Source organism: Amycolatopsis keratiniphila, from assembly GCF_000400635.2.
Taxonomy (GTDB): domain Bacteria; phylum Actinomycetota; class Actinomycetes; order Mycobacteriales; family Pseudonocardiaceae; genus Amycolatopsis; species Amycolatopsis keratiniphila.
This window is the reverse complement of record NC_021252.1, coordinates 3,090,557-3,117,170: the sequence shown is the minus strand read 5'-3', so window position 1 is coordinate 3,117,170 and position 26,614 is coordinate 3,090,557. Positions and strand designations below refer to the sequence as shown.

At 69.5% G+C, this 26,614-nt stretch carries 26 protein-coding genes; 13 read left to right on the top strand and 13 right to left on the bottom strand.

The window, feature by feature from the left end; genetic code table 11:
• Nucleotides 1–17: 17 nt before the first annotated feature.
• Entirely contained in the window at nucleotides 18–623 is a 606-nt protein-coding gene (locus AORI_RS55555; protein ID WP_016333268.1) for a LamG domain-containing protein, read from the bottom strand.
• A gap of 30 nt (nucleotides 624–653) precedes the next feature.
• Here AORI_RS55555 and AORI_RS55550 point away from each other — a divergent pair, with 30 nt between their 5' ends.
• Nucleotides 654–1,337 (top strand): hypothetical protein, encoded by a 684-nt coding sequence (locus AORI_RS55550; protein ID WP_228688353.1) that lies wholly within the window; start codon nucleotides 654–656, stop codon nucleotides 1,335–1,337.
• On the opposite strand, the gene AORI_RS55545 is transcribed toward AORI_RS55550, so the two are convergent.
• The gene (locus AORI_RS55545; protein ID WP_043848744.1) at nucleotides 1,309–2,088 is read right to left on the bottom strand and encodes an alpha/beta fold hydrolase; all 780 of its coding nucleotides are present in this window, start codon (nucleotides 2,086–2,088) and stop codon (nucleotides 1,309–1,311) included. The genes AORI_RS55550 and AORI_RS55545 overlap by 29 nt on opposite strands.
• Before the next feature lie 98 nt (nucleotides 2,089–2,186).
• Here AORI_RS55545 and AORI_RS55540 point away from each other — a divergent pair, with 98 nt between their 5' ends.
• Nucleotides 2,187–2,813, top strand: coding sequence for an alpha-ketoglutarate-dependent dioxygenase AlkB (locus AORI_RS55540; RefSeq protein WP_016333265.1), 627 nt, complete (start codon nucleotides 2,187–2,189; stop codon nucleotides 2,811–2,813).
• A gap of 3 nt (nucleotides 2,814–2,816) precedes the next feature.
• On the opposite strand, the gene AORI_RS55535 is transcribed toward AORI_RS55540, so the two are convergent.
• Entirely contained in the window at nucleotides 2,817–4,091 is a 1,275-nt protein-coding gene (locus tag AORI_RS55535; RefSeq protein WP_043848034.1) for a cytochrome P450, read from the bottom strand.
• A gap of 257 nt (nucleotides 4,092–4,348) precedes the next feature.
• Here AORI_RS55535 and AORI_RS55530 point away from each other — a divergent pair, with 257 nt between their 5' ends.
• The gene (locus tag AORI_RS55530; RefSeq protein ID WP_016333263.1) at nucleotides 4,349–7,474 is read left to right on the top strand and encodes an ATP-binding protein; all 3,126 of its coding nucleotides are present in this window, start codon (nucleotides 4,349–4,351) and stop codon (nucleotides 7,472–7,474) included.
• Nucleotides 7,475–7,499: 25 nt separating this feature from the next.
• Here AORI_RS55530 and AORI_RS55525 read toward each other — a convergent pair whose 3' ends face one another.
• The 5 genes from AORI_RS55525 to AORI_RS55505 form a co-directional block, all read right to left on the bottom strand.
• Nucleotides 7,500–8,351: an ABC transporter permease gene (locus AORI_RS55525; protein ID WP_016333262.1), complete on the bottom strand. Its 852-nt coding sequence runs from the start codon at nucleotides 8,349–8,351 to the stop codon at nucleotides 7,500–7,502.
• Nucleotides 8,352–8,520: 169 nt separating this feature from the next.
• Entirely contained in the window at nucleotides 8,521–9,501 is a 981-nt protein-coding gene (locus AORI_RS55520) for a daunorubicin resistance protein DrrA family ABC transporter ATP-binding protein (RefSeq protein ID WP_016333261.1), read from the bottom strand.
• A gap of 23 nt (nucleotides 9,502–9,524) precedes the next feature.
• Nucleotides 9,525–10,076, bottom strand: coding sequence for an NADPH-dependent FMN reductase (locus AORI_RS55515; protein WP_016333260.1), 552 nt, complete (start codon nucleotides 10,074–10,076; stop codon nucleotides 9,525–9,527).
• 101 nt (nucleotides 10,077–10,177) lie between these two features.
• Nucleotides 10,178–11,077: an ROK family protein gene (locus AORI_RS55510; protein ID WP_016333259.1), complete on the bottom strand. Its 900-nt coding sequence runs from the start codon at nucleotides 11,075–11,077 to the stop codon at nucleotides 10,178–10,180.
• Entirely contained in the window at nucleotides 11,074–12,483 is a 1,410-nt protein-coding gene (locus tag AORI_RS55505) for an APC family permease (protein ID WP_016333258.1), read from the bottom strand. Before AORI_RS55505 ends, AORI_RS55510 begins: the two co-directional genes overlap by 4 nt.
• Before the next feature lie 217 nt (nucleotides 12,484–12,700).
• Between AORI_RS55505 and AORI_RS55500 the strand changes: the two genes are divergently transcribed.
• Nucleotides 12,701–13,183: a hypothetical protein gene (locus AORI_RS55500; protein ID WP_016333257.1), complete on the top strand. Its 483-nt coding sequence runs from the start codon at nucleotides 12,701–12,703 to the stop codon at nucleotides 13,181–13,183.
• A complete protein-coding gene (locus AORI_RS55495; protein WP_043848033.1) occupies nucleotides 13,180–14,103 on the top strand; it encodes a hypothetical protein in 924 nt (307 codons plus the stop codon). Before AORI_RS55500 ends, AORI_RS55495 begins: the two co-directional genes overlap by 4 nt.
• A 6-nt stretch (nucleotides 14,104–14,109) precedes the next feature.
• On the opposite strand, the gene AORI_RS55490 is transcribed toward AORI_RS55495, so the two are convergent.
• Nucleotides 14,110–14,943 carry an alpha/beta hydrolase family protein gene (locus AORI_RS55490; RefSeq protein WP_228688352.1) on the bottom strand — a complete coding sequence of 278 codons (834 nt, stop codon included), beginning with the start codon at nucleotides 14,941–14,943 and terminating at the stop codon, nucleotides 14,110–14,112.
• 184 nt (nucleotides 14,944–15,127) lie between these two features.
• Between AORI_RS55490 and AORI_RS55485 the strand changes: the two genes are divergently transcribed.
• Nucleotides 15,128–16,207 carry a J domain-containing protein gene (locus tag AORI_RS55485; RefSeq protein ID WP_016333254.1) on the top strand — a complete coding sequence of 360 codons (1,080 nt, stop codon included), beginning with the start codon at nucleotides 15,128–15,130 and terminating at the stop codon, nucleotides 16,205–16,207.
• Between the two features lie 246 nt (nucleotides 16,208–16,453).
• On the opposite strand, the gene AORI_RS55480 is transcribed toward AORI_RS55485, so the two are convergent.
• A complete protein-coding gene (locus AORI_RS55480) occupies nucleotides 16,454–18,952 on the bottom strand; it encodes a M14 family zinc carboxypeptidase (RefSeq protein ID WP_016333253.1) in 2,499 nt (832 codons plus the stop codon).
• 235 nt (nucleotides 18,953–19,187) lie between these two features.
• Here AORI_RS55480 and AORI_RS55475 point away from each other — a divergent pair, with 235 nt between their 5' ends.
• Both AORI_RS55475 and AORI_RS82850 read left to right on the top strand, forming a co-directional pair.
• Complete coding sequence (locus tag AORI_RS55475; protein ID WP_043848032.1) at nucleotides 19,188–19,877, top strand: DUF998 domain-containing protein; 690 nt, start codon at nucleotides 19,188–19,190, stop codon at nucleotides 19,875–19,877.
• A gap of 92 nt (nucleotides 19,878–19,969) precedes the next feature.
• Nucleotides 19,970–20,635 carry a class I SAM-dependent methyltransferase gene (locus tag AORI_RS82850; RefSeq protein ID WP_200870969.1) on the top strand — a complete coding sequence of 222 codons (666 nt, stop codon included), beginning with the start codon at nucleotides 19,970–19,972 and terminating at the stop codon, nucleotides 20,633–20,635.
• On the opposite strand, the gene AORI_RS55460 is transcribed toward AORI_RS82850, so the two are convergent.
• Together AORI_RS55460 and AORI_RS82845 are read right to left on the bottom strand one after the other, a co-directional pair.
• Entirely contained in the window at nucleotides 20,541–21,185 is a 645-nt protein-coding gene (locus AORI_RS55460) for a hypothetical protein (RefSeq protein ID WP_016333249.1), read from the bottom strand. The two genes, AORI_RS82850 and AORI_RS55460, sit on opposite strands and share 95 nt — an antisense overlap.
• A complete protein-coding gene (locus AORI_RS82845; protein WP_076153599.1) occupies nucleotides 21,182–21,514 on the bottom strand; it encodes a hypothetical protein in 333 nt (110 codons plus the stop codon). The genes AORI_RS55460 and AORI_RS82845 overlap by 4 nt, the downstream gene beginning before the upstream one ends.
• A gap of 363 nt (nucleotides 21,515–21,877) precedes the next feature.
• Here AORI_RS82845 and AORI_RS55455 point away from each other — a divergent pair, with 363 nt between their 5' ends.
• From AORI_RS55455 to AORI_RS55440, 4 genes are read left to right on the top strand one after another with little or no spacing between them, the layout of a single operon-like run.
• Nucleotides 21,878–23,188, top strand: a complete 1,311-nt coding sequence (locus tag AORI_RS55455) for a helix-turn-helix transcriptional regulator (RefSeq protein ID WP_016333247.1) — start codon at nucleotides 21,878–21,880, stop codon at nucleotides 23,186–23,188.
• Nucleotides 23,185–23,889 (top strand): hypothetical protein, encoded by a 705-nt coding sequence (locus AORI_RS55450; RefSeq protein WP_016333246.1) that lies wholly within the window; start codon nucleotides 23,185–23,187, stop codon nucleotides 23,887–23,889. The genes AORI_RS55455 and AORI_RS55450 overlap by 4 nt, the downstream gene beginning before the upstream one ends.
• Complete coding sequence (dcd, locus tag AORI_RS55445; protein ID WP_016333245.1) at nucleotides 23,880–24,476, top strand: dCTP deaminase; 597 nt, start codon at nucleotides 23,880–23,882, stop codon at nucleotides 24,474–24,476. Before AORI_RS55450 ends, dcd begins: the two co-directional genes overlap by 10 nt.
• Nucleotides 24,460–25,542 carry a thiamine-phosphate kinase gene (locus tag AORI_RS55440; protein ID WP_016333244.1) on the top strand — a complete coding sequence of 361 codons (1,083 nt, stop codon included), beginning with the start codon at nucleotides 24,460–24,462 and terminating at the stop codon, nucleotides 25,540–25,542. Before dcd ends, AORI_RS55440 begins: the two co-directional genes overlap by 17 nt.
• Nucleotides 25,543–25,603: 61 nt before the next feature.
• On the opposite strand, the gene AORI_RS83650 is transcribed toward AORI_RS55440, so the two are convergent.
• Nucleotides 25,604–25,762, bottom strand: a complete 159-nt coding sequence (locus AORI_RS83650) for a hypothetical protein (RefSeq protein ID WP_158509124.1) — start codon at nucleotides 25,760–25,762, stop codon at nucleotides 25,604–25,606.
• Between the two features lie 90 nt (nucleotides 25,763–25,852).
• On the opposite strand from AORI_RS83650, the gene fabG reads away from it, so the two are divergent.
• Nucleotides 25,853–26,614, top strand: coding sequence for a 3-oxoacyl-ACP reductase FabG (gene fabG, locus AORI_RS55435; protein ID WP_016333243.1), 762 nt, complete (start codon nucleotides 25,853–25,855; stop codon nucleotides 26,612–26,614).

The following is a 26,614-nucleotide window of genomic DNA, read 5'->3' as shown; positions in this document are numbered from 1 at the left end:
ACTCACGAGGCGGCGGCTCACTTCCGCCAGAACTTGATCCCGCTCCAGGTCACCTTGACCGGCCCGGCGCCACTGGCCGTCCGGTAGGCGCCGAACTTGTCGTAGTAGCTCCCGCCGCTGCTGCTCACGGTCTGCTTCAGCGAACCGTTGATGTACACCTTGTGCGTGCTCCCGACCTGGTGCACGGTGTTGACCCGCACCGACGTCCCGACGGTCGCGCCGCTCCCCAGGGTGTCCCCGCCGTGCACGGCGTAGAGCCGCCCGCCGCGTTCGACCGCGAGCATGAAGTACGGACCGGCGGTCGGCGCGTCGCGGAAGGTCTGCTTCAGGCTGATCCGGCTGCCCGCCATGCTGGTGATCCGGAACGAACCCTCGAACTGCCGGGTCCCGCCGGTGTAGGTCACGTAGCGTCGTTCCGCCCGTTGGTCCCCGCTTCCGGTGGAGCAGGTCAGCTCGAAGTTCAGCCCGTCGACCTGGCCGCATCCGCGTTCCTGCACGTTGAACGACGGACTCTCCGCCGTCCACGGGCCCGTTCCGACCTGGGCGTTCGCCGGTATCGCCGACGCGATCAGGCCGAGGACGGCCGTCGCGACCACCCCGGCGGTCCGAAGTCGTCTCCGCATCCTGCCTCCTGCACACTCAGGGCGGCGGTGATGGTCCAGACCAGGACCAGGCTGCGACTGTACGAGCACGAACCGTCGTCGGACAAGACGTTGACGCCCCGGCGTCCCGCTGATTGGGTAACGACGATGATCCTCTCCTTGACGGTCCTCGAAGGACTGGCGGCCGGGACGATCGACCTCGCCTTCCGGCGCTGGTCGAAACAGAACGTCCACCCCGGTGACGTCCTGCGCCTGGAGGCCGGGGTGATCGAGGTCGTCTCGGTCGAGATCGTCGACCCGGACGGCATCACCGAGGCCGAGGCCCGCCGATCGGGCGCGGAGTCCGCGAACGCCGTCCGCGCGACACTCCGTGGCCCTGCGGACGCCCCTGTGTACCGGATCCGGCTGCGCTACCTCGGCCCCGATCCCCGGCACGCGCTCAGCGCGGACGCCGGACTGTCCGAAAAGGACGTCGAAGCCATCGGCAAGCGCTTGTCCAAGATGGACAGACACCGCCCGTGGACGCACGAGACCTTGCGGCTTATCGCCGAGCACCCCGGCCGCCGCGCGCAGGAGCTCGCCGACCTCCTCGGCCGCGAGAAGGAACCGTTGAAGGTCGACATCCGCAAGCTGAAGAACCTCGGCCTGACGCTCAGCCTCGAGGTCGGCTACCGGATCTCCCCGCGCGGCGAGGCCTACCTGCGCCTCAGCGAGGATCCCGGTAGAAGGCGCTGAGTTCCGGCACGAGCCGCTCGGGTGCGACGCTGTGGAACTCCCCGTCCAGCTCGACCTGCCGCGCTCCCGGGACCGTCTTCGCCGCGGCGAGAGCGGCGGCCTTCAACCAGTCGGTGCTGCCGTTGCTGTTCACCACGAGCACGGGTGTCGCGATCGACGCCAGTTCGCCCGGCACCTTGGAATCCCTCATCACGAAGGCGTCGTAAACGAGCGTGGGCGCGAACGATCGCAACTCCGCCCACATCGGCGTCGCCTTGGCCGCGGCGACGGCCTCCGCCGGCGTGCCGACCGCGGACATCGTGAACAGCGCGACGGCGTCGTCCCAGCGGTCCGCCGCGACCAGCTCGCGCATCTCGCCGGCGTACCCCTCGGGGACTTCTTCCGTCTCGCCGCGATAAGGCGGCTCGAAGACGGACAGCCGCTCCATCGGCACGCCCGCCGCGGCCGCCAGGAGCGCCAGCGCGCCGCCGGAGGAGATGCCGTGCACGATCACCGGCTCACCGAGCGCGGCGACGACCGCGGCCAGGTCCTCGATCTCACGCTCGGCCGAGTACGGCGCGGTGTCGCCGCTGTCGCCCCGGCCCCGGCGGTCGTAGGTCACCACGGAGAACTCGGCCGTCAGCTCCGCGACCAGCGGTTCGTCACCGTGCCGATCGTTGCCCGCGCCCGCGACGACGACCAGCGCCGGGCCCTCGCCGCGCCGTTCGAACGCGATCGGCGTCCCGTCCGCGGACGTCACTGTGTGGATCATGCCGACCATCGTGCCCGACCGCACCGACAGAAGCAGGTCATTTACCCACTCGAACACCCGTTCGACAAATGATCGGAACCGGGGTAGGTTCGGATGTCATGACTCCCGCCCTTCAAGCCTCGCTGTTCGACGAGTGCGCGGCGCTCGGGCTCGGCTCGCTCGACGGGCTCCGGCGCACCGAGCTGACCCGCGGCGCCTGGATCGACGTGCTGCCCGGCTGGCTCACCGGCGCCGACGAGCTGTTCACCCGGCTCGCCGAAGACGTGCCGTGGCACGCCGAACGACGGCAGATGTACGACCGTGTCGTCGCCGTTCCCCGGCTGCTGAGCTACTACCGCGAGGGCATTCCGCTCCCCCACCCGATCCTCACGGAGGCACGGGAGGCGCTTTCGGCGCACTACGCGGAAGAGCTCGGCGAGCCGTTCGTGACCTCCGGTCTGTGCTTCTACCGGGACGGTCGCGACAGTGTCGCCTGGCACGGCGACGACACCGGCCGCTCCCGCACCGAGGACACCATGGTCGCGATCGTCTCGGTCGGCGCCGCCCGGCAGCTGGCGCTGCGCCCGCGTGGCGGAGGCGAGACGGTCCGCCACGCCCTCGGCCACGGCGACCTGATCGTCATGGGCGGCAGCTGCCAGCGCACCTGGGAACACGCCGTCCCCAAGACCGCCAAACCGGTCGGGCCGAGGATCAGCATCCAGTTCCGCCCGAGAGGAGTCGCCTGAGGATCAGTCCAGCAGCACGGGCAGCGCGTCGACACCGTAGACGATGGAGACCTTCCGGAAGCCGACCTCTTCCGGCTCGACCGCCAGCCGCATCTCCGGGAACCGGCGGATCAGCGCGGGATACGCGGTGCGCAGTTCCATCCTGGCCAGCTCGGCACCGATGCAGCGGTGGATGCCCCAGCCGAAGGCGAGATGCGACGTCGGCTCGCGGGTCGCGTCGAACTTCTCCATGTCCTCGCCGAGGACGCCGTCGCGGTTCGCGACGCTGAGCGACACCAGCACGATGTCGCCCTTCGCGATCCGGACGCCGGCGATCTCCATGTCCTCCTTGGCGAACCGCGGGAAGGCCATCTGCACCACGGTCAGGTACCGCAGGAGTTCTTCGACGAACTTGTGGACGGCCTCGTCGTCGCCCCGGACGGTCTCGAACAGCTCGCGATCCTTGAGCAGCACGAGCGCGCCGAGCGCGAGCATGCTCGCCGTGGTCTCCAGTCCGCCGGTGAGCACGCCGTCGGCGAGGCCCGCCAGTTCGCGGTCGTCGATCTCGTCGCCGTGCTCCTTGATGAGCATGCCGAGCAAGCCGTCGCCCGGCTTCTCACGCTGCTTCTTGACGATCTCGTCCAGATAGGACAGTGACTCGGTCATCGCGCCGAGTGACGCCCCCGCGCCGCCGAAGAGGTCGAACCGCGCGGTGCTCAGCCGCTGGAAGTCGTCGCGATCCTCGTACGGGACGCCCAGCAGCTCACAGATCGTCAGCGACGGGATCGGCAGCGCGAAGGCTTCCCACAGATCGACGGGGCCGTCCGCCTTCTCCATCGCGTCGAGCTGCTCGGCGACGATCTCGTCGATCCGCGGCGTCAGGCGCGAGAGCCGCCGCATGGTGAACTCCGGCGTGAGCAGCCGCCGCAGCCGGGTGTGCACCGGCGGATCGGCGAAGCCGAGCCCACCCGGGTTCTGGTCTTCGGTCACGCCGGCGTTCCCGACCAGGTTCGTGAAGTCGCTGCTGAACTCGCCGACCTTGCCCAGCACGGCCTTGGCCTCGTCGTAGCCGGTGACCAGCCAGCCGTTCATCCCGAACGGCAGGTCGAGCTTGCTGATCGGCTCCGCGGCGCGGATCCGGCCCAGCTCGGCCACCGGGTCGAGACCGTCGCGCTTGAGCGGCAGCAGCGCGTTGTCCGGGATGATCGACATCTTGGACAGGTCGAAACCGTTCTTCTGCTGACGCGCGAGGTAACGGCGGCCGATCCAAGCCAGCACGCGCGAGCGAATGCTCCCCATACTCTGCACCCTACTCCAGCCCGCGATCACCTGACCTGGCACAACAGGCCGCCTTCGCCCTTCGGGGCAGGAATTTCGACGGCTGTTCACCCGCCGTCCCACTCGATTACTCACGTCCAGAAAGTCGCTTTTTTCCCCGCCGAAGGTTCCCGGAGACCGGGAGACGTCGGTCACCCTCGGTCACCGCGGACCACGGGTAACGCCTGACAGCGGGCGCGCGTCGTGAGATTGTCGGACCCTACTGGGAGGATTCGGACATGTCAGCCGCGCTCATCGGACGTGACCATCCCGCGGGGGTGCTCCGCGCGGAGATCGCCCGCGCCGCCGAAAGCCACGGCGGGCTGGTGCTGGTCACCGGGGAAGCCGGAATCGGCAAGACCACGCTCGTCACGGGCGCCGCCGAAGAAGCGAAACGGCTCGGCGCCCTCGTGCTCAACGGGTCCTGCTGGGACTCCGCGAGCGCTCCGGGCTACTGGCCGTGGACGCAGGTGGTCCGCGGGCTGCGGCGCGCGGTCGGCGAGCGCTGCTGGGCCGCGATGGCCGACAGCGCGCTGGACGTCCTGCTCGGCGAGGCGCGCGGCGACGGCGCGGCGGACGGGTTCCGCTTGTACGACGCGGTGACGAGCGTGCTGGTGGCCGCTTCCCAGGACCAGCCGGTCGTCGTGGTGCTCGACGATCTGCACTGGGCCGATGCCGCGTCGCTGCGGCTGCTGGAGTTCGCCGCCCAGCACACCTGGTTCGAACGGCTGCTGCTGATCGGCACGTACCGGGATGTCGAGGTCGAAGCGACCGATCATCCGCTTCGCTCGCTCATGCTGCCGTTGCTCGCGAAGGCCACTTCGGTCACTCTCACCGGCCTCGAACCGGACGAGGTCGGCACGCTCATGGCCAGGACGGCGGGTGCGGAGCCCGACGACGCGCTGGTCGCCGAGGTCCATCGCCGCACCGGCGGGAATCCGTTCTTCGTCGAGCAGACGGCGCGGCTGTGGCACAGCGGCGGTTCCGCCGAGACCATCGCGCCCGGCGTGGCCGACGCCCTGCAGAGGCGGCTTTCCCTGCTCCCCCAGCCGGTCCTCGACCTGCTGACCACCGCGTCCGTACTCGGCAGGGAGTTCCACCGCCGTCTGCTCGCGGGGGTGGCGTCGGCGCCCGTGCCGCAGGTGGACCGGCTGCTCGACCAGGCCGTCGCGGCGCGGCTGGTCGTGGTGCACGGGCAGGGCCGGTTCGCCTTCGCCCACGACCTCGTCCGCGAGACGCTGTACGCGAGCCTGTCCGAACCGGAGCGCCGCAAGCACCACGCCGCGGTCGTCGCGGCCGCCCGCGAGACGCCGTCGTCGCCGGACCGGCTCTTCCCCGCGGACATGGCCCGGCACGCGCTGCTCGCGGGCCGGGAACTCGATCCGGACGAGGCCGTCGACCTGCTGCTCGCCGCCGCGATCGACGCCACCGGCCGGATGGCGATCGAGGAGACGACCGCGCACTACCGGCGGGCGATGGAGATCGTCGAAGACCGGCGGCGGCAGGCGGTCATCGCGCTCGAACTGGGCGCGCACCTGACCCGCCACCAGGAAACGGAGGAGGGCAGGCAGGTCCTCGACGACGTCGCGGCGCTCATCCGTGAACTCGACGACGACGATCTCCTCGCCCGGCTCGCGTTGACCCTGATCCGCGCCGACCACAAAGGCCTGCGGGTCGACGAGACGGTCAAGGTGCTCACCGAAGCGCACGGACGGCTGTGCGGCCGCGAGCCCGGCCGGGACGTCACCGTCGAAGAGATGACGCAGGAACTGACCGCGCACATCATGATCACCGCCCGCGACGATCAGGACGATTCCGCCCTGTTGTTCGGTTTGTGGGCCCGGCACGACGCGATCTGGGGGCCCGGCAGCGCCGCGGAACGCGAGCGGCTCACCGACGAACTGGTCCTCGTCGGCCGCCGCACCTCGAACCCGGAATTGGAGCACTACGCGGCGTCGTTCAAGTGGGTGGCGCTGCTCGAACAGGGCGATCCCCGGTATTTCGAGCAATACCAGGAGTTCCTCGCTCTGGCGGCCACCGGGAGGGCGCCGAGTTCGCAGCTGGCGTCCCGGATCGACCAGAGCATCATCGCCACGCTCCAGGGCCGGTTCTCCGAAGCCGAGGCGTTGATCCAGCAGGTGGTGTCGTGCCACGCAGGAGACGAGCATCCCCATTTCGGTGACCTGAACCAGTTACAGCAGTGGGCCCGGTGGTGCCTGGAGGGACGGTTCGACGAGCTCGCCGGGTTGCACCGCGAAATCTCCCGCGGCGGGTACGCCTACGGCCGGATGCTGGAGGCGATCACCGCGGCCCAGCGCGAGGACGTCGGGGAAGCCGTCCGGCTCACCGATCTCGCCGCCGACGTGAAGCCGTATCCGCGTGACCTGGAAGCGTTGTGGTTGCGCTGTCAGGCGCATACGGCGGCGGTCTCACGCGATCCCGAACGCTGTGAAGCGGCCCGCGCGCTCCTCGCGCCGTACAGCGGGGAGTGGCTGGTTTCCCTCTACGGCTGCGAGATCTCCGGCCCGGTCGACCTCTGGCTCGGCAGGCTCGATCTCGCGCAGGAACGGTGGAACGAGGCGGTGGACCGGCTGCACGGTGCCGTGCTCTCCGCGGATCGCCTCCGGGCGACGGTCTGGGCGACCGAAGCCAAGTCCTGGCTGGGGATCGCCCTCCTCGGCCGCAACCTCGACGGTGACGCGACGGCCGCGGCGACCCTGCTGTCCGAAGTGGACAGAGAAGCCACCGCGCTCGGTATGCGACAGGTCGTGGCCAGGGTGACGCGGGCACGCGAGGGCGCGCGGACCCCGGCGGCGCCGATGGCCGAGTTCCGCCGCGACGAAGCCGTGTGGACCTTGCACTTCGACGGCGTCACGGCCCACCTTCCCGACTCGAAAGGCCTGCGGGATCTGCATTTCCTGCTCGGCAGGCCGGGTTCGGAGGTGACGGCCGTCCGCTTGCTCGATCCGGAGGGAGGCGAGGTGGTCGTCGCCGCGAAGAGTCTCGGCGGGGACGCCGTTCTCGACGACGAGGCGAAGGCCCGGTACCGCGCGCGGCTGGACGAACTCGACGAACTGATCGACACCGCGACCGGGCTGGGCCAGGACGCGCGCGCCGCGGCGCTGGACCGGGAACGGGACGCCCTGCTCGCCGAACTGAGGTCCGCGGCAGGGCTCGGCGGCCGCACCCGGCGGCTCGGCGACGAGGCCGAACGCGCCCGCAAGACGGTGACCGCCCGCATCCGGGACACGCTGCGCAAACTCGACGAGCAGCATCCGGCGCTGGCCGCGCATCTGCGCGCGTCGGTCACCACCGGTTCGTCGTGCCGTTACGCACCCGAGGAAAAAGTCCCCTGGCGGCTGTGAGCCGCCAGGGGACCTACCCCCGGTTTCACTTGCGGTTGTAGAGCCGCATCGTCAAGGTGCCGAAGATCGCGAGGATGACCGCGCCGGCGATCAGCACCCAGCTGATCTCGCCGCCGTTCCAGTTGCCGTCCATCATCGAGCGGACCGCCGCGACCACGTGAGTCACCGGGTTCACGTCGACGAAGGCCTGCAACCAGCCCGGCATCGTCTCCGGATTGACGTAGATGTTGCTGAGGAAGGTCAGCGGGAACAGCACCATCATGCTGACGCCCATCACCGACTTCTCGCTGCGCAGCAGCAGCCCGAACATCGTCCAGATCCACGAGAACGCGAACGAGAACGCCAGCAGCAGGAGGATCGCCGCGGCCACGCCCCCGACTCCCCCGGCGGGGCGGAAGCCCATGATCAGCCCGACGCCGAGGATCACCAGCGAGGCGATGAGGTAGCGCAGCATGTCGCCGAGCAGGTAGCCGACCATCGCCGACGGCCGCCAGATCGGCAGCGTGCGGAACCGGTCGAAGACACCCTTTTCGATGTCGGTGTTGACCGAGATCCCGGTGTACATGGTGATCATCAGGATGCTGCTCGCCATGATGCCCGGCAGCAGATACTGCAGGTACTGCGTCGGCGAATCGGACAGCGCGCCGCCGAACAGGTAGGTGAACATCAGCGTCATCATGATCGGGAACGCCGTGACGTCGAACAGCTGCTCGGGCACGTGCTTGATCTTCAGCATCGCGCGCCACCCGAAGGTGACCGATGTCGACAGCGCGCTGGGGCGCTGCGGGCGGTTCTTCGAGAGCAGGACGGCGGCGAGGTCCTCCGCCTTCGGTGCCGCGAGAACGGGTTCGTTGTCTTTGACTGCCGTGGTGCTCAAGCTGTCCCCTCCTTTGTCTTGCGCGCGTCCGCGATCGGGTCGCCAGGGCGCACGGATGAAATGAGTGTTCTGTCCGAGTGGCCAGGCGCCCTGCCGCCCCGATAGCGGGGCATGGCCGGCGCGCGCTCTTCGGTCACCGAAGATTCGAATAGCGGCTTGAACTCCGTGCTCAAGCTGCACTCTCCTCGGAAACGCTGGTGCGGTCGGTGAGGGCCAGGAAGACCTCGTCGAGGCTCGGCTGGCCGAGGGAGAAGGTGTCGACGACGATGCCGGCGCGGGCGAGTTCGGCCAGTGCGCGCGCGGCGTGCTCGGCGGCACCCTGTTCGGTGCTTTCGCCGGTGAGCCGCGCGGTGAGCGCGACCGGGTCCGGCTCCAGGAGCACCTGCGCCTCCAGGTGGCTGACGAGCAGCGCCTCGGCCGCGGGCCGCTGGTCGGCGTCGCGCAGGCGGACGTGGACGGCACCCGCCCCGACCGACGCCTTCAGCTGGCCCTTGGTGCCTTCGGCGATCACCTTGCCGCGGTCGATGACCGCGATCCGCGAAGCCAGCTGGTCGGCCTCGTCGAGGTACTGCGTGGTCAGCAGGACGGTGGTGCCGTGCTTCACGATCGCGCGCACGATGTCCCAGACCTGGTTGCGGCTGCGGGGATCGAGACCGGTCGTCGGTTCGTCGAGGAAGAGGACGTCCGGGGTGTTGAGGATGCTCGCGGCGATGTCGATCCGCCGCCGCATCCCGCCGGAGTAGTTCTTCACCTGCCGTCCCGCGGCCTCGGTGAGGCCGAACGCCGCCAGCAGCTCCGCCGCCCGTGCGCGGGCGGCCGGTTTGCGGTGCCCGGTCAGCCTGCCGATCAGCACCAGGTTCTCGGTGCCGGTCAGGTCTTCGTCGACCGAGGCGTACTGCCCGGTCAGGCTCACCATGGACCGGACCGCGTCGGCGTCGCGGACGACGTCTTTGCCGAAGATGCGCGCTTCACCGCCGTCGGGGCGGAGCAGGGTCGCGAGCATCTTCACCGCGGTGGTCTTGCCGGCGCCGTTCGGCCCGAGGACGCCGTACACGGTGCCGGCGGGGACCTTCAGGTCGATCCCGTCGACCGCCCGGTTCTCGCCGAACACCTTGACCAGCCCCGAGGCTTCGATGGCCAGTTCACTCATTTTCCGTTTCCTTTCAGAAGCTTTCAGCAGACGTAGGGACGGGCGGCGCGCGCGTCGCGCAGGGCGAGGCCCCACCAGGCGAGTGCGTCGAGCAAGGTGGTCACGGCCTGCACCTGCCCGTCGGAGTCGAGGGTGCCGTCGAGGAGGTTGAAGGCCACGGTGTCGCGCATGGTCACCGTGTGCAGCTCGGTGAAGATCGTGCGCAGTTGCTCCACGGCGTAGAGCCCCTGGGAGCGATAGCCGTAGGAGACGAAGCCGACCGGTTTCGCGCGCCACTCGTCGTAGGCGCAGTCGATCGCCTGTTTGAGCGACGCCGGGAAACTTCGGTTGTACTCGGGGGTGACGACGACGAACGCCTCCGCCTCGTCGACCAGCCGCGCGAACCGCTTCATGTCGGGCGTCGGATGCTCCGGCAGCCCGGCGGGCAGGTCGAAGTCGACCAGGTCGAGCACGTCGGTGACGAGGTCTTCCCGGTGTTCCGCCCGGCCGGTGAACCATTTGCCGACGGAGTCCCCCACCCGCCCTTCGCGGGTACTGCCGACGATCACCGCGACCCGCAGCGGACTGACGTCCATGACCGACCTCCTCTCGCCTCACCCCTCAGGCGCGAGAAAGCCGCCGGACCTTCGCTAGATCGGATCTAGCGGGGGTCCGGCGGCTTCGGTCGGTGATCTCGCTACGCGTCCAGCGCGATCGCGATCGCGCCCAGCAGGGACGCGTCCTGGTCGAATTTCGCCGACACCAGTTCCGGCGGGAACGGCACGGCCCCCGCCAGCCGCTCGCGCAGCGCGGGCAGCAGGATGTCGGCCGAGCGCACCAGTCCCCCGCCGACGGCGATGCGCTGCGGATCGAGCGCGATGGCGAGGTTCGCGACGTGCATCGACAGTTCGTCGAGCGCCGCGCCGACGAGTTCCTTCGCCTGCGCGTTCTCCCTGGCCAGGCCGAACAGCTCGCCCGCGGTTACCGGGCGGCCGAGCAGCACACTCGCCCGGCCGCCCAGCCCACGCCCACCGACGGCTTCCTCCAGCGGCGCCGCTCCGCTGGCGAACCCGTCGGTGTCCTGCGGCGAGAGGAGGTTGTACCCGATCTCTCCCGCAGCGCCGTTGGCGCCGGTCAGCAGCCGGCCGCCGACCAGGACCGCCGCGGCGATCCCGGTCCCCAGCGAGAGGAACACCGCCGGATCGGTGTCCGCCAGCGCCCCCCATCGCCATTCCGCGAGCGCCGCCGCCTTGGCGTCGGTGCCCACTTCGATCGGAACGCCGTCGAACTCGGCCGCGACGAGTTCGCGCAGCCGCAGTTCCTCCCAGCCCGGCACGTTCGGCGCGAGCAGGATCCGGTCTTCCAGCACGATGCCCGGGCTGACGACGCCGATCGCGACGAGCCGGTCGGCGGCGCCTTCGTCGGCGAGCAGTTTCCGCGCCGCGGCGAGCGCCCGGCTCACCACCTGCTCCGCGCCCGCTTGCGCGTCGGTGTCGAGCCTGCGGGTGACCAGCAGGCTCCCGGCTCTGTCCGCCAGCCCGATGGCGACCTTCGTCCCGCCGAAGTCGATCCCCAGGATCAGTTCTTCCCCCGTCACTTCCCGTTCCCCTCTGTCGCCCCCGCGAACGATTCCTGAATCCCCTTGGGCCCGAACGGCCACACGCGTTCCGCCTTCGCGTAGGCGAGGAACGCGGCCACGCCCAGCACGATCCAGCCCACCGAAAGCCCGATCGAGAGCCAGGTCGCGGAGAAGTAGATGTAGACCCAGCCGAGCAGCGCGATGATCGTCGGGATCGGGTAGAGCCATTGGCGGTAGGGCCGCTCCAGCTCCGGCCGTCGCCGCCGCAGCACGACGATCGCCGCGACCTGCGCGAGCGACTGGATGAGCACCAGCACCGTCACCGCCGCGTTGATCACCGCGGTCAGGGTGAACAGCGAGCCGATCGCGGCGATGGCGCCCATCGTCAGCACACCGGCGGTCGGCAGGTTCAGTTTCGGGTGCAGTCTGGCGAAAACCGGCAGGAACACCTTGTCGCGTGCGGCCTCGAACGGGACCCGCGATCCGCCGAGCAGGCCCGCGAACACCGAACCGATCGCGGCGATCACGATGAACACGGTGATGACCTTGGCCGCGCCCGTGCCCCACGCCTGTTCGAGCACGGTGGAGGCGACCGATGTGGCGTTCTTCAGCTCTTCCAGCGGGATCGAGCCGAGGACACCGAGCTGTAACAGGAAGTACAGGCTCATGATGCCGAGGATCGACAGGATGATCGAGCGCGGCAGCGTCCGGCCCGGATCACGCACCTCGCCGCCGAGGTAGGCGCTGGTGTTGTAGCCGAGGTAGTCGTAGATGGCGATGATCAGGCCCGCGCCGAGCCCGGCCCAGAACGCGCCGCCGTCGAGCGAGAACGCGCCCGGCGTGAAGGCGAACGCTTGCGCGCCGTCGAAATGCGTGAAGGCCGCGACGATCACCGAGAGCGCGGCGAACAGCATGATCCCGAACAGGACGGTGGTCAGCTTCCCGATCTCGCCGATCTTGCGGAACAACGCCAGCACGATCAGGGCGATGATGCCGAGACCGATCACCTTGCCGAGCGTCGTCGTCCCACCGTCGTCGGCGACCCCGGGCACCAGGTAGCCGAGGTACTGGACCAGGCCGATGATGCCGGTGGACATGATCAGCGGGATGAACAGCACCGCACTCCAGGCGAAGAGGAACGGCATGAGCCTGCCGGTGCGGGCACCGAACGCCTCGCGCAGGTAGACGTAGGTTCCCCCGGCGCCGGGGAGGGCGGCGCCGAGTTCGGCCCAGATGAGGCCGTCGGCCAGCGCGATGACCGCGCCGATGAGCCAGCCGAACATGGCCTGCGGGCCGCCGAGGGTCACCACCATCGCGGGGATGGTTACGAACGGGCCGATCCCGCACATCTGGGTCATGTTGATGGCGGTCGCCTGGAGCGGCCCGATCTTCCGCTCGAGCCCCGGCCGCGGGGATGAACTCAAAACGCGCCTCCCTGTTAGTTAGTAAAGTTTCTTAACATAATTTCGGGCGTGTCGGAAGGCCACGCGGCGAAGTTGTCGCGCACCGGTCCACCCGGAATTGCCCGAAGGGGCGGAATCCCGGGGAATACGCCCGAACGGACCAAGCCGGGACGTATCAGGGGCCGCTCGTTCCGCGTCCTTACCCAGAAGGGCGTCTTCCCCAAGGACGGTGAGGTCCATGAAACGGCTGTTCAGCGCGGCGATGGCGATCGCCGCTCTCGGGTTCGCGACGGCCTGCGGCGGGACGTCCACGCCCCGCGACACGGCACCGGGCGATCTGACGACCGACAGCGGGATCACCACAGAGACGGCCCCGACGGCGTCTTCCGACACGACCCCGACGAAGGACTCCCCTCCGCCCGGACGCGTGCCCGGCAGCCCGATCAGATACAACAGCGACCTGCTCGGCACCGACCCCGAGACCGCCAAAGGCGCGATCGAGCAGAACCTCGAGCGTCTCTGCAAGAGCACCCGGCGGTGCGGGGTAACGGTCGAGGTCGTGGGCGAGGGTGCCTGCATCCGCAGCATCGGGCCGAATCCGGTGTATCCCGGCAAGACGATCAAGATCCACGCCAGGACCTGCGAAACCGAAACCACGGAGGAAAGCTCGGCGCCGCCGAAGTCGGAAAGCACGCCGCCGAGCGAAACCACGGGCGGATGAGCACCCGGCGGCCACTACGCCGGGGTCTGCGCGCCCCCACTCCACCGGAGCCCGAACCCGAAGCGGGCCCGTCGCACGCGCTCAGGCTGGCCGGAGCCGTGCTGGCCAACACGACCCTGCTCACCGCGTTGCTCTACTACTTCGGGCTCGTCTACACGCAGACGTACTTCATCTACTTCCGCGTGCACTACACCCTGCTCGGGCAGACCCCGGACGAGATCTTCGGGCGGGGCGTCGACGGGGTGCTCCCGCCCTTGACCGCCGTCGCCGGCGCCGCGTTGCTCTTCCTCGTCCTGACGCGGTTCCTGAAGATCCGCCTCGGCGAGGGCCCGTGGGCCCGGCTGCTGCGGATCTGCTCCCCCGTCGCGGGCGTTCTCGGCCTCGCGCTGCTCGCCCTCACGACCGCGATCGCCCTCGACCCGGAACCTTTCCGCGAACGGCCCGGCGCGCCGGGGGCCGGCTTCGCGATCGGGGTCTTGATGGTGCTCTTCTCCTGGCGTCACTGGACCTCGCGCAGAACGGGGAGCACCCGGTCGAGCGTCGCCGAACTGGTGACCGGCTACGCCCTGGTGAGCATCGGCCTCTTCTGGGCGGTCGGCGAATATTCGGCGGCCGTCGGCACGAGCCGTGCCTACGAGGCCTCCGTGGTGATCGCGACCAGACCGGCCGCGACCCTGTACAGCGCGGAAAGCCTCAACCTCACCGCGAGCGGGGTCCAGCAGGTGAAGTGCGCCGATCCGGGATCGGCCTACAAATACCGGTACACCGGGCTGAAGCTGCTGCTGCAGTCCAGCGGCCAGTACGTCTTCCTCCCGGCGAACTGGCGGGCCTCGACCGGCGTCGCGTTCGTGATCCCGAAAACCGACAAGCTCCGCCTCGAATTCGGCCCGCCCCGCTCGGGACCGCCCCCCGGCTGCTGACGTGCGTCAGCCCAGGTGGCGCACCAGCCACTCGGCGACCGTGTCGTCCACCAGTTTCGCGATCGGCAGCTGCGGCGCGGGCTCGATGCCCGGATCTTCGGCCAGCGGATGGGCGAGACCGGGCACCTTGACCAGGCGGACGTCGTCGGCCACGGAGTACCGGGCACGCACCGCGTCGACGAGTTCGTCGGCGTCCGCGCGGAACGTCGGGAAATCCTCTTCTCCGCTGACGACCAGCAGCGGAACCTGCGTATCCCTGGCCGAGATTTCACCCGATCGTGCGACGAAGTCGAGCTGATCCGCCGCTTGGTTCGCTTCGTCCGTCCACGAATAGGGCTTCTCCAGCATGGTTTCCACCACGCCGACCAGCGACCGCGCCCGGACGGCGGGGTTGACCAGCGCGGCGGCCCGCACCGGGATCTCCCGCGTGGCAAGGATCGTGAGCGCCACCGCCCCGCCGAGGGAACCGCCGACGACGGCCATCCGCGCGGTGTCGAACCCGAAGCGTTCCCGCAGCTCAGCCAGTGCGGCGGGGAATTCCAGCGCCGCCTGGCGGACGAACGGGTCGGCATAGGCGAGCACCGAGTCCCGGACGGCCCGCTCCACCACCGCGTCCATGCTGCCGTCGACCATTCTCGCGCCGCACAACGGCATTCCGAGATATACCCGCCACGCCGGCACCCCCGCCAGCGGCAAGGCGGCCGCGAACGCCGCGTCGGAGCGGGGCGCGTCGATCATGTGCCAGGCGACGACCACCGGCGCGGGTCCGCTGACCTCGGCAGATGGCGGCAAGACGGTGAACGGCACTCCCGCTGCCGTGCCCGTGACCGGTTCTCCCACCGCGATCCTTCCTCGTGTGCTGTCGATCTCCACGATATCCAGGACGCGCCGGAGGCGGACCTCGTTCCGCCACAAGCGAAACAGTATGCCTGCGACGTCACCCCGACGCGCCGCGGAGGTGGTTGCGACCCGGCGGCGGTGGCCGAATAGTGTTGCGGCCCGGCCCTTTGGAGGTGAACCGCCCGTGCCCGACGTCGACTATTACGAGGTGCTCGGCGTGGGCAAGGCCGCCTCGGTCAACGAGATCAAGACCGCGTACCGGCGGCTGGCGAAGTCGCATCACCCGGACACCGGCGGGTCCGCCCTCACGTTCCAGCTGGTCCGCGAGGCCTACGACACGCTCAGCGATCCGATGCGGCGCGCGGGCTACGACGCGGGCGGGCGCTCGGTGCGCGCCCCGATCCGGCCGCGGCCGCGGCGCCGCTTCGGCGAAGAACCGGGCTACGAGCCAGAGCCGGTCGTCATCGATCCGGACGACCTCGAATGGTGGGAGTTCGCCGCGCAGGACGAGCGCGTGCGCCACGGCCGCCGTCGGGGCCCCGGGCACACCCCCGTGGTGGCGGCGGTCGGCGGGATGGTGCTGGTCCTGCTACCGGTGCTGACCGGCGTCGGGTTCTCGGCCCCCACGCTGATCGTCTGGCTGCTCCTGACCGCCGGAACCGCCCTGCTGGTGCAACGGCTCGCGCGCGGCTATCTGGCCGCTTCCCGCGCCAAGAACCGGTTCGCCGCCGAATTCGGCGGGAAACGCGTGTTCGGCACCCCCGGCGTCGAGACCGACGAACTCGCCGAGCGCCTCACCGCCGACATGCTCGAGCGCTACCTGACCCGGCTGCCCGGCGCGCGGATCTTCCACGGGCTTTCGTGGCCGGACTCGGTGTTCGCCGACGTCGACCACGCGGTGCTGTGCGGGAAGCGGCTCGTGCTCATCGAATCGAAGCTGTGGCTGCCGGGTCACTACGAGACCGATGACGACGACCGCCTGCTGCGCAACGGCCGGGCCTTCCGCGGTGGCGGGAGCAGGCTGACCGAAAGCCTCGCCGAGTTCCGGCGGGTCCTGCCCGGCGTCACGCTGCGCGGGGCGATGGTCGTGTACCCGAGCCGGACCGGTGAGATCACCACGGATCTCGACGATCCCTCGCCCGCGCCGCCGATGACGCCGGAGCAGTTCCTGCACGAGATCGGCGGCTGGCTGGCTGCGGAGCCGTCCACTGTGGACGCCGCGACCATGCGGGTGGTGCGGGACCGGGTGGTCGGCACCGTCTGATGTTCCAGGCGGCTCAGGATGTCGGCCGGATGGGCGCGGCCGGCGGAGCGACGTTGCGAAAGCCACTTTCGCAACGTTGAAGGTTGCGGAAGTGGCTTTCGCGACACCCCATAACGGAGCGGTGTCGCGAACGCGGCTCCGGATCCTCTCTCATGCAATGAACGGTCCTTTCCTTGCGAATTTCGCAAGGAAAGGACCGTTCCTAGCACGCCGGTGCCGGCACCGAACGTACGTGAAGCGAGGAAACTACCGGACCGAGCGCTCCTTCTTGGCCCGCGCCGACCGGGTGCAGACCTCACCGACGTCGACCGTCTGGCCGCGGTCGATGTACACGTCCGTCAGCCCGACGAGCTTGCCCTTCGGCGACGTACAGGTCAGCTGGTACGCCTCCTTCGGACCGTAGGTCGGCGGGATCGGCGACTGGAACGACACACCGCCGGTCCAATCGTCCACAGTGGACGGGTTCGCCTGCGAGTAGTTGACCAGCACGGCCCGGTATTCCCCGGCGGGCGGGTCGTACAGGATCGCGTGCTCTTCCGTGGTCGAACCGTTCGCCGACGACGACACCATGTTGCCCGCGGCGTCGAAGACGTACAGGTCCCAGTCAGTGTCCTGGCTGGCCCACTTGACGTCGACACTGAACTTCCCGTTGTCGACCTTGGGGAGCCCGTCCACGCGGAAGGTGAAGCTCTCCGAGGTCGGGTCCGTCGGGTAGTTCTGGTTGATCGCCGGGACCCCGGCCGGGTTCACGGCCTGGATCGCGGGCTGCGCCGGGCCCTGCGGCTCGCGGCCGTAGCGGCCCGCGACGTAGGGGCGGGTCGACGGGTTGATCGACCACGCGAACCGGCCACCGGTCGACGACAGCGACGAGTTCAGTTCGTCGGTCACGTAGATCGGCGGCTTCGTCGAGCCGTCCGGCTGCACCACCGGGGAGGTCGGCGTCTGGAAGGTCTTGTGCAGCTTCAGCTGGTAGCCCTTCGGCGCCGTGCCGATCAGCGTCGAGTGCGCCGCCGGGTCGGCGGTGTTGGCCAGCATGTCGATGAACGCGGCCCGGTTTCCGCCCTTGCCCGCGCCCGCGGCGGGGGCGACACCGGTGTACTCGGCGACGACGCCCTCGGCGAACGGCGGGTGGAACTCGTTCGGGCCGACCTCGAAGGTGAAGCCCCAGCCGCCGGTGGCCCAGTACGACCAGTCCTCGGTCGAGCCGGTCGTATCGTAGAGCGCCCACGACGGCTGGCTGGTGTATCCGTTGCGCGAGGCCATCTTGTCGCCGAGCGCCTTGTACGCCGGCTCGTCGAGCGGCGGGCGGACGGCGGCGACACCCGGGACACGCAGCACCAGGTTCGAGAAGGTGTGCAGCGTGATCAGGTTGGTCACCTGGCGGTTCGACACGATCGAGCGGACGTTCTGCGTCTCGGGCTCGGAGAACGGGCCCGCGCCGCGGAACGTGTCGCTGCGCCACACGGTCGACGCGCCGGCGCCGCCCCAGAAGCCCGCGTAGTTGCGGTTCGGGTCGGTGCCGCGTTCACGGCCGCCGGGGTTGGCCTTGCAGACGCCCGTCGCGAACTCCTTGGGCGAGTCGTTGACGTTGCAGTTCTTGCGCTTCATCTCGTAGTCGAACCGCGAGAAGTCGCCCCTGGGCTCGGCTTCACGGGAGATTTCGAAGCCGTCGGGGTTGACGATCGGCACGATGATGTTGCGCGTCCGGCCGACCAGGCCGCGGATCGCGGCGTTGTTGCCGGTGTAGCCCTTGACCAGTTCGTGGGCCCATTCCATGGCGTGCTCGCCCGCCGGCCACTCACGGGCGTGGTGCACGCCCATGGTGAAGTTGACGGGTTTGCCGTCGGCGATGTTCTTGACGTCGGTCGCGATCTCGAGGCCGAGGACGTCGCGGCCTTCCCAGGTCGGCTGCGGCAGCGTGAACGCCGTGACCAGGCCGGGGTTCTTGCGGGCCAGTTCCTTGACCTCGAACTGGTAGTCGTAGAGGTGCCGGTAGCTCGTGCGCCCGGACGGCAGGGTGGAGCCCGGCGTCTTCGCGGCGTACTCGCGGTCGGTCTTGGCGTTCTGGATCGACCGCGCCGAAAGGTCGCCGTCGACCACCTTCGCCTTGAAGCCGTTGTCCGCCAGCGTCTTGCGGTCGGCGTCGTTGGCGAGGACGACCTGCACACCGGTGGCGTCGGCCTTCTCCGTGACGTCCAGCCCGAGCCGGAGGAGCTTGTCCTTGTCCTGCTTGCCGGGTGTCTCGACCCGGACCAGTTCGGCGCGCTGCGGCGCGGGCGCGGCGCCGGTCGGGGTCCCCTGCGGCGTGAGCGAGAGGAAGTCGACCCCCAGTACCGCGTCGCGCGTCCGGCCGTCGTACCGGCAGGTCTGCACGACCAGTTTCTGGTCCTTCTTCACGAAGCCTTCGGCGAGCTCGTGGCTGCGCAACGCGGCGGACGCGGCGACCACGGCGCCGGTGGTCTTGTCGAAGACCGCGAGGTCCCAGTCGCCCTCGGTGCCAGCGCGCGGCGCCAGGCGCGCCTGCAGCAGACCGTCTACTGTGGACGTGAACTCACGCCGATCGGTGCCGGACGTACCCGGCTTCTGCAGCGCGGCGAAACAGGAACGCGGCACGGCCTTGTCGGCTCGCACCACGTTGTCCGCGGCCCCCGCCGTCGTGGCCGACGGAAGTGCCACGAAGGCCCCGGCGAGTACCAGGGTCGCCGCGGTCCATCCCGCTCTTCGCCGGTTTGGTGAATACCCCACAGACTGACCTCCTTGGACAGTCCGGTGACCGGGTGAGGTCACCGGTAGCGAGACCCTAGACCCGCGACCCCGCCGGAGGGACCCGCCACAAGTCGCCTACACCTCTTTCGGCCCAACGATCTCACCGTCCGTGCCGGAACGATCACCGCCACGCGCGCCGTACAATCGGACTTTCCTGTCGATTCCGACAGGTCGGGCTAAGAAAACCTTCAGGATGGGCGGTTACCTTTCAACCATGACGACGCCCCAGGTCACCGCCAGGTCACCGCTGGCCCTGCTGGCCGCCGTGGTCTCCGTCGCCGGCGGAGCGCTGCTGATCCTGTTGCTGCAGGTCCTCCCCGCCACCAGCGACATCAGCCCGGTCCGCCGCACCATCAGCGAGTACGCGCTCAGCGAGAACAAGTGGATCTTCGACGTCGCGGTGCTGCTGGTCGCGTTCGGCTCGGCGATCGGCTTCGGCGCGCTGATCCGCCGCAAACACCTTCCCGCCCTGTCCGCGGCATCGGTCTTCTGCGCGCTCTGGACGGTGAGCCTGGTGGTGATCGTGGCGTTCCCCAAGAACAACTGGGCGATCGGGCCGAGCACCGGCGGCACGGTGCACCGGATCGCGAGCGTCGTCGCCTTCGTCTGCCTCCCGCTGGCCGTGTGGTTCGCGGCGAAAGCCGTCTTCCCCTCCTCCCCCGCGCGCCGCGCCGTGACCCGGGTGCTCGCGGTCGCGGCCCTGGCCTGGTTCGGCGTGATCCTCGGGGCGATCGTGGTCTCGATGAACGGCGGCGAGCCCTGGTGGCGGGCGATCCCGCTCGGGCTGGTCGAACGCGCGATGGCGCTGACCGGGCTGATCGCGCTGGCGTCACTGCTCATCCCCGCGCGCGTGGTCACCGCACCGGTGACCGAGCAGGCCGAAGCCCTGGAGATCGCGTCCTGACCGCCGAACGCCTCGCCCGCGCGTGGGACGAAGCCGCCGAAGGTTACGAGGCGTACTACGTCCCCCGCTTCGCGCCTTGGGTCTCCGAAGCGGTGCGGGCCCTCCCCTCGGACCTGCCCGACGGCCCCGTCTTCGTTCCTTGTTGCGGCACCTTCCCGGAGCTCGACTTGCTCACCGGGCACCTGCCCGGCCGCGAGGTCGTCGGCATCGATCTGTCCGCGGGGATGGCCGCGAGGGCCAGGAATCGCGCCTCGGGCAACGCGCTCGTCCGCGTCGTCGAGGGCGACGCCTCGGAACTCGACGCGGGCTCGGCCGCCGCGATCGTCTCGGTCTTCGGCCTCCAGCAACTGCCCGAACCCGACACCGCACTCCGGTCCTGGGCCGAAGCGTTACGCCCTGGCGGAGTGCTTTCGGTCGTCTACTGGCCGCACAGCACCGAAGCGGGCGGGGCCTTCACGGTGCTGTCCGACGTGCTCCGGGAGCACGTCCCGGCAGGCGACCGCTCGTGGGAAGAACGGCTCGTCCCCGCACTGGCGGGCGCCACGATCGAACGGGACGAGCCCTTGTCGTTCCCGATGGTCCACCCCGACGCGGACACGTTCTTCACCGCGCACACCCGTTCGGGGCCGATGCGGCCGCTGGCGGACGCGCGCGGTGAAGAGTTCATCGCCGTGCTGCGCGAGGAATTCCTTCGAAGGGCGCCGGAAGGGCAATGGCGGCACCGTCCGTCTGCCCGGCATATCGTGGCGCGGGCGTGAGCTCGGCGACGTCGTCGTCGGCGTCCTTGCGCAACCTCGCGGTGCACACCGAAAGATGCACCACGTTGGCACGCTTGTGGTGGCGGTACACGTGGACGTCGGTGGCGAAGCACGCCGCGGCCAGCAGCGCCCGCCGCTGCTCGATGCGCTCGTAGCCCACCCCCGCCGGGCAGAACACGGTCACCTCGATCTCGTCGCCGCGCGGCTTGGTCCACAGGATCACCGGCAGCTTGCCGTCGAGGGTGCACACCCGGGCGCGGGCGAATCCGGTCCGCAGCCGGTGCTGCACGACGACCGAGCGCAGCCGGTCGCGGAGGAATCGCCGCGCCGATTTCCAGTAGAACAGCCAATTCGCGACGCCGAACAGCACGACCGCGCCCCAGATCGGGCCGGCCGCCTGGAAAAGCGAGAACAGCGCGTACGGGAGGACGAGAAGTACGCCGATCTCGTAGCGCCAGTGGTAGAGGGCGGTGATCGGGTTGGGCCTCCTGACCACCGTGATCTCCCTGGCCAGCTCGGCGATCGCCTGGGGTTCCTGCCAACGGCTCATGACCTTCCTCCTGTCCGTCCGGCGGTTTTCTCGGCGACCGCGGCCGCCGCGGGAATGGAGCGGACGACACCGGCACCGGCGCAGTCCGGGCAAACGGCGTCCTCGTAGGGCCACCACCCCGTGCCTCCGCACGGTTCGCACGCGTGCACGGTGTCCCAGCGGGGATCGCGGTAGACGCGGCGCCTGCTGTCCGGCACCCGGGTCACCTGCCAGCCACGAGCGGCGGCTCTCGCGTCCTCGCCGGACGCGAAAAGCCATTCGTGGAAGCGTTCGAGAAGTCGATCGAACCAAGATCGGGGCGCTGCCGTGTGGTTCTCGTGGTGGGACATGAGGTTCACCCCCGATGCGGCGAAGCACTGATTCGGGTCGGCACACACGACGCCTACTCCGGCATTCGTGTGACCCTCAGGCGACGCGAACCGAAACGGATGCACAGCGTCATATTCAGATGGCTGACAGCATCCGCTCTCCGGTCGTGCCCTGTTCGGCCCCTGCTTCACGGCCGGGTGGATCGCGTACCCTCGGACCAGGTAGAACAGGCCCGGACGCGGCCACCTGCTTCTCGTGACAAGACATTGACCAACGCGCCAGCGCGGTCCGATTCGCTTGCTGTACTCTCCCCGTTGTGTGCACGTTCAGTCACCGCCCTACTTTGCCTACTAGAGGTAGGTAAGCCTGTGTCTAGTGCCTACATGAAGCCTACATCGGCCGGACGGCGGCCGGTAAGCCCCGATGCGGAAACCGTTACCGCGTCGGGTGTCGGCCGTGAGCTGCGGCGGCTGCGCAAGGCCGCGGGCGAGACCCAGGCGGAAACGGCCCGGATCATCGGGGTGACCAGGGCGAACCTGACCCAGTGGGAGACCGGCAAATATCTGCCGTCGACACACAACGCCCGCCAGCTCGACGACCACTTCCGCGCCGCGAACGCGCTGTTCACCCTGGTCGAGACGGCCCGTTCGCCGCAGGAGCACGCCCCGACCGTCATCAGCGACGCCGGCGTCGTCGACACTTCGCGGTCACTGCTGCAGGTGTTCCACACCGTCGGCGCCAAACTCGCCGAGCGCCTGATCCGCGACGAGCACGGGAAACCGCTGGGATGGCGGCACAACCTGCAGAAGAGCACCGGGGCGAAGGCACTCAGCACCGCCTACGGGATCAACACCATGCTGGTGGTAGGCGATCCCTACATCGACCTACATACGCTCGCCGAAGATCTCTACCGGCTCCAGTCGGCGCACGGCTGGCGGGGCCGCGCGGGCGGCAGGCGACCGGAGACCACCGCGTCGGTGGTGGACGCGCTTTTCCGCACCAGCACCATGTCCGCCGACGACGGACTGAAGCAACTCGAAGGGTCGCTCCTGATCGGGGAGGAGATCGACCCCTACAGCCGGACCCGTCCGTACCTGTTGTCCGCCGTGCTGCACACGGCGGTCCGGCTGCGGCCGGACGCCCCGCTGACCGACCGGCTGATCGACGCCCTCCTGGCGGCCCGGCTCGACTTCGACGGCTCACTCCTGTGGCCGGAGAAGAACGAGGCCGGGCTCGTCGCCCCGGAGGCGTCGGTCGTGCACACCGCGCGGTCGGTCGTCGCCCTGCGGGACGTCCTGCGCAGCCGTGAAGATCGCAACGACGTCCGTGAGGCGGCCGACGAAGCCACACAATGGCTCATCGACCGGTCGCATTCGGACGACGGCGTGGCAGAGGATCTAGAGAGGCCTCGCCCCGACGGTGAAGGAACGACCCGGATCATCATCCGGCACTTCACCTCCGCCTGGGTCGTCCAAGCGCTCGCCACCGCCCCCTTCCTGCCACTCCCCCGGCTCAACCGGGCGCTCGGAACCCTTTGGGAGCGCTACGACGCCGACCAGGGGCTGTGGGCGTGGGAGAGCGGAGATCTACCCATTTGGCAGACCTTGGACGCAGTCACCGCGCTCCGCGCGGCCGCCTTCGCCGCCGCGGCGCCCCCGCTCAGCCCACCAGGAACTCCAGGTACAACTCCATGATCGACACCCCGCCATCGACCCTCGCCGCCGTTCCGGCGGACGGTGACGCCGACCTCCCCTGGCTGCGCGCGGTCGCGCACCGGGTCCAGGACTCCCCCGGCGTCTTCCTCGCGTGGCTCGAAGAAATCCTCGGTGACGAAGAAGCCGTCCGCGCCGCGGCGAAGCGTTCCTACTGGCATCCCAACGGATTCGCCAAAATGGTGCTCCACACCTCGCCCGATTTCCGGATCCGGCTCCACGTCTGGCCGGAATCCACGGAACCGTCCCGCGGCGAGTCCAATCCGCACAGCCACCGGTGGGAATTCGCCTCGACCATCGTCGCGGGAGAAGGCCTGCACATGGTCGAGTTCCACGAAACGGCCGACGGCGGGAAGCCGTACGACCGGTACCGCTACGGCGCAGACCCGGCGAACCCGGCCGCGTTGCTCGCGGACGGCGAAGCCCGGCTCGAAGTGGAGAAAACCCCGCACGTCCGGCTCGGCGACGTCTACTCGTGCGACACCGCCGTCGTGCACACCGTCCGGCCCATCGCGGCGGGATTGACCGCGACGGTGGTGATCCAGGGGCCGCATCGCACCAGCACCACCGTCGTCTACTGCGAACCCGGCGAGTCCGACGACCAGCCCAACGGCGAACTCACCGAGACCGATTTCCGGGTCCTGGTCGGCGCCGTCGCGGATGCGGTGGCCTCATGCCGCTGAGCTGGCCCGCGCCACGCCGCGGCATCCTGACCGACCGGGCCATCAGGCGCGCGCACCGCAGCGGGGAGCTCACGATCACCCCGTTCGAGCCTGCCCTCGTCCGCCCCGCCGCGATCAGCCTCCGGCTCGGGCACGAGGCGTTCGCGCTGGAGTCGACCGGGACGGTGGACATCGCCGACCGAAGCACCTATCCGGAGCTCCTGCCGAAGGAACTCGACGCCGAAGGACGGCTGTGCGTCGAGCCCGGCGAAGTCGTCCTCGCGCCGACGCTGGAGAAGATCGGGCTTTCGGAGAGGCTCGCCGGGCTCGTCGACGGCACGAGCGACTACGCGCGGCTCGGCATCAGCGTCGTCCTTTGTGGACAGGTCAGCCCCGGTTTCGGCAACGAAAAAGGCGCCGTGCTGACCTTGGAGATCGTGAACCATCTGCGGCATCCGGTGCTCCTGCACCCGGGAGCGCGAATCTGCAACCTGATGCTGTTCGCCTCCACCGGAAGTGAGCAGCCCTATGGCACGCTGCCGCACAACTATTCCAGCGACCACAACGTGGCCCCGTCCCGATTGGCGGATCATGTCGGCCGTAACTGAACTCTCGCCGGTCGGCGACGACGTCCGGCTCGGCGACCTCGGCGAGCACGCGATCCTGGAGCACATCCTGCGGCCGCGTTACGGCGGTGTCCGCGGGTTCGGTGACGACTGCGCCGTCCTCGACGCCGAAGACGGGCTTCGCGGTGATCTGGTCGCCACGACCGACAGCTGTCCCACGCCGCTGGTCACCATCCTGGGTGAGACGGATCCGTATCACGCCGGATGGCTGCTGGCGACGATCAACCTGTCCGATCTGGCGGCGGCCGGGGCCACGCCACTCGGCCTGGTCGTCAACTACACCCTGCCGAAGACGACCACGGCGGGTGAATTCCGGCGGCTTCTCGACGGCGTGGACGACTGCACGAAGAAGCACGGGACCAAGGTCGTCGGCGGCGACCTCCGGGACGGCCCGGTCCGGCAGCTCACCGCCACCGCGATCGGCCGCTGCGTCCCAGACGGCAGGCTCGGGCGGCTCGGCGCCGAGGCCGGCGACCGTCTGCTGCTGGTCGGTTCGCCCGGCTACCTGTGGTCGTACGCGTTGCTCGTCGAACAGCAGGCGCGGCTCTCCGATTCGGTCGTCGCCGAGATCCGCGAGCGTGCCTGTAAGCCGATGGCGCAGGTGGCCGCCGGGAACGCGCTCGCCACGGCGGGGCTGGCTCGCGCCGCGATGGACGTTTCGGACGGTCTTTTCCCGACCGTGCGGACCCTCTGCGGGGCCAACGGCCTCGGCGCGCGGATCACGACGGCCATCCAGCTGGACGAGCCGCTCGCCGACGTCTGCGCGCAGTCGGGGCTCGGCCGGTTCGAGCTCGCGCAGGCTTGGGGCGACTGGACACTCGTGGTCGCCGTGCGGCCGGAGGACGTCGGCCTCGCCAAGAAGACCCTCGACGGCGAAGGCGTGGCGGCGCAGGAGATCGGCGTGCTCGTTCCCCGTGAGGAAGGCATTTCGCTGGACGACGGCGAGCCTTGGGAAGGGATCGCGCAGGAACGCTTCTCGCCCAGTTCGTGGCATGGTGGCGAGCTGCCGCGACTGATCACCGAGGTGCTGGGCAAACGGGCGAGCTGACCCGCGCCTCGTGAGTGGCGTTTCGGGTTAGAACCCGAAACGCCACTCACGAGCCGGGCACTCACCGCAGCCAGTAAGCGTTCATGGCCGTCTGAGTCACCGAGGAGACGACCCGCGCGGAACCGAACGGCGGCACGGCCACAGTGCAGGTGGGAGCGCCAGACATCGGGACGATCAGCTCGTCGGGAGTGGCCGTGCGGGCACCCGTGATTACGATCACAGCGAGACTCCTGGCCTGACATCTCTACAAACCGACCGCTCAGTACGGCAGACTCGACGGCACTTCCACTCGACGACGAGGAGAACACCCGTGACCGAACACCCCTCCCGTGTAGCGATCGTCACCGGCGCCGGCCGCGGCATCGGGGCGGCCGTGGCCAAGCGGCTCGCTTCCGACGGATTCGCCGTCGGCCTGCTGGACCTCGACGAGGCCGGTGTCAAGCAAGGGGCGGAAGCGATCGTCGCCGAGGGCGGCAAGGCCGTCGGTGTCGCGCTGGACGTCAACGACGCCGCGCAGGTCGAAGCCGCGGTGACCCGGGTGGCCGAGGAACTCGGCGCGCCGACCGTGCTGATCAACAACGCCGGCATCACCCGCGACAACCTGCTGTTCAAGATGACCGAACAGGACTGGGACTCGGTGCTGGGCGTGCACCTCAAGGGCTCGTTCCTGATGACCCGCGAGGTGCAGAAGTACCAGACGCAGGAGAAGTGGGGCCGCATCGTCAACCTGTCCAGCACCTCGGCGCTCGGCAACCGCGGCCAGGTCAACTACTCCGCCGCCAAGGCCGGCATGCAGGGCTTCACCAAGACCCTCGCGATCGAGCTGGGCAAGTTCAACGTCACCGCGAACGCCATCGCCCCCGGGTTCATCGCCACCGACATGACCGCGGCGACCGCCGAGCGGCTCGGCATGTCGTTCGAGGACTTCAAGGCGGCGGCCGCCTCGCAGATCCCGGTGCAGCGCGTCGGCACCCCCGAAGACATCGCCAACCTCACGTCGTTCCTGGTGAGTGATGGCGCCGGATTCATCTCCGGCCAGGTCATCTACGTCGCCGGCGGACCGAAGGACTGA

What these genes read in the sequence shown, in the direction of transcription:
- AORI_RS55555 (WP_016333268.1), bottom strand. Translation starts at nt 623, where the DNA reads ATGCGGAGACGACTTCGGACCGCCGGGGTGGTCGCGACGGCCGTCCTC.
- AORI_RS55500 (WP_016333257.1), top strand. Translation starts at nt 12,701, where the DNA reads ATGAAACGGCTGTTCAGCGCGGCGATGGCGATCGCCGCTCTCGGGTTC.
- AORI_RS55475 (WP_043848032.1), top strand. Translation starts at nt 19,188, where the DNA reads ATGACGACGCCCCAGGTCACCGCCAGGTCACCGCTGGCCCTGCTGGCC.
- AORI_RS55540 (WP_016333265.1), top strand. Translation starts at nt 2,187, where the DNA reads ATGACTCCCGCCCTTCAAGCCTCGCTGTTCGACGAGTGCGCGGCGCTC.
- AORI_RS55550 (WP_228688353.1), top strand. Translation starts at nt 654, where the DNA reads ATGGTCCAGACCAGGACCAGGCTGCGACTGTACGAGCACGAACCGTCG.
- AORI_RS55515 (WP_016333260.1), bottom strand. Translation starts at nt 10,076, where the DNA reads ATGGACGTCAGTCCGCTGCGGGTCGCGGTGATCGTCGGCAGTACCCGC.
- AORI_RS55545 (WP_043848744.1), bottom strand. Translation starts at nt 2,088, where the DNA reads ATGATCCACACAGTGACGTCCGCGGACGGGACGCCGATCGCGTTCGAA.
- AORI_RS55440 (WP_016333244.1), top strand. Translation starts at nt 24,460, where the DNA reads ATGTCGGCCGTAACTGAACTCTCGCCGGTCGGCGACGACGTCCGGCTC.
- AORI_RS55530 (WP_016333263.1), top strand. Translation starts at nt 4,349, where the DNA reads ATGTCAGCCGCGCTCATCGGACGTGACCATCCCGCGGGGGTGCTCCGC.
- AORI_RS55460 (WP_016333249.1), bottom strand. Translation starts at nt 21,185, where the DNA reads ATGAGCCGTTGGCAGGAACCCCAGGCGATCGCCGAGCTGGCCAGGGAG.
- AORI_RS55535 (WP_043848034.1), bottom strand. Translation starts at nt 4,091, where the DNA reads ATGGGGAGCATTCGCTCGCGCGTGCTGGCTTGGATCGGCCGCCGTTAC.
- AORI_RS82845 (WP_076153599.1), bottom strand. Translation starts at nt 21,514, where the DNA reads ATGTCCCACCACGAGAACCACACGGCAGCGCCCCGATCTTGGTTCGAT.
- AORI_RS55455 (WP_016333247.1), top strand. Translation starts at nt 21,878, where the DNA reads ATGAAGCCTACATCGGCCGGACGGCGGCCGGTAAGCCCCGATGCGGAA.
- AORI_RS55450 (WP_016333246.1), top strand. Translation starts at nt 23,185, where the DNA reads ATGATCGACACCCCGCCATCGACCCTCGCCGCCGTTCCGGCGGACGGT.
- AORI_RS55495 (WP_043848033.1), top strand. Translation starts at nt 13,180, where the DNA reads ATGAGCACCCGGCGGCCACTACGCCGGGGTCTGCGCGCCCCCACTCCA.
- dcd (WP_016333245.1), top strand. Translation starts at nt 23,880, where the DNA reads ATGCCGCTGAGCTGGCCCGCGCCACGCCGCGGCATCCTGACCGACCGG.
- AORI_RS55520 (WP_016333261.1), bottom strand. Translation starts at nt 9,501, where the DNA reads ATGAGTGAACTGGCCATCGAAGCCTCGGGGCTGGTCAAGGTGTTCGGC.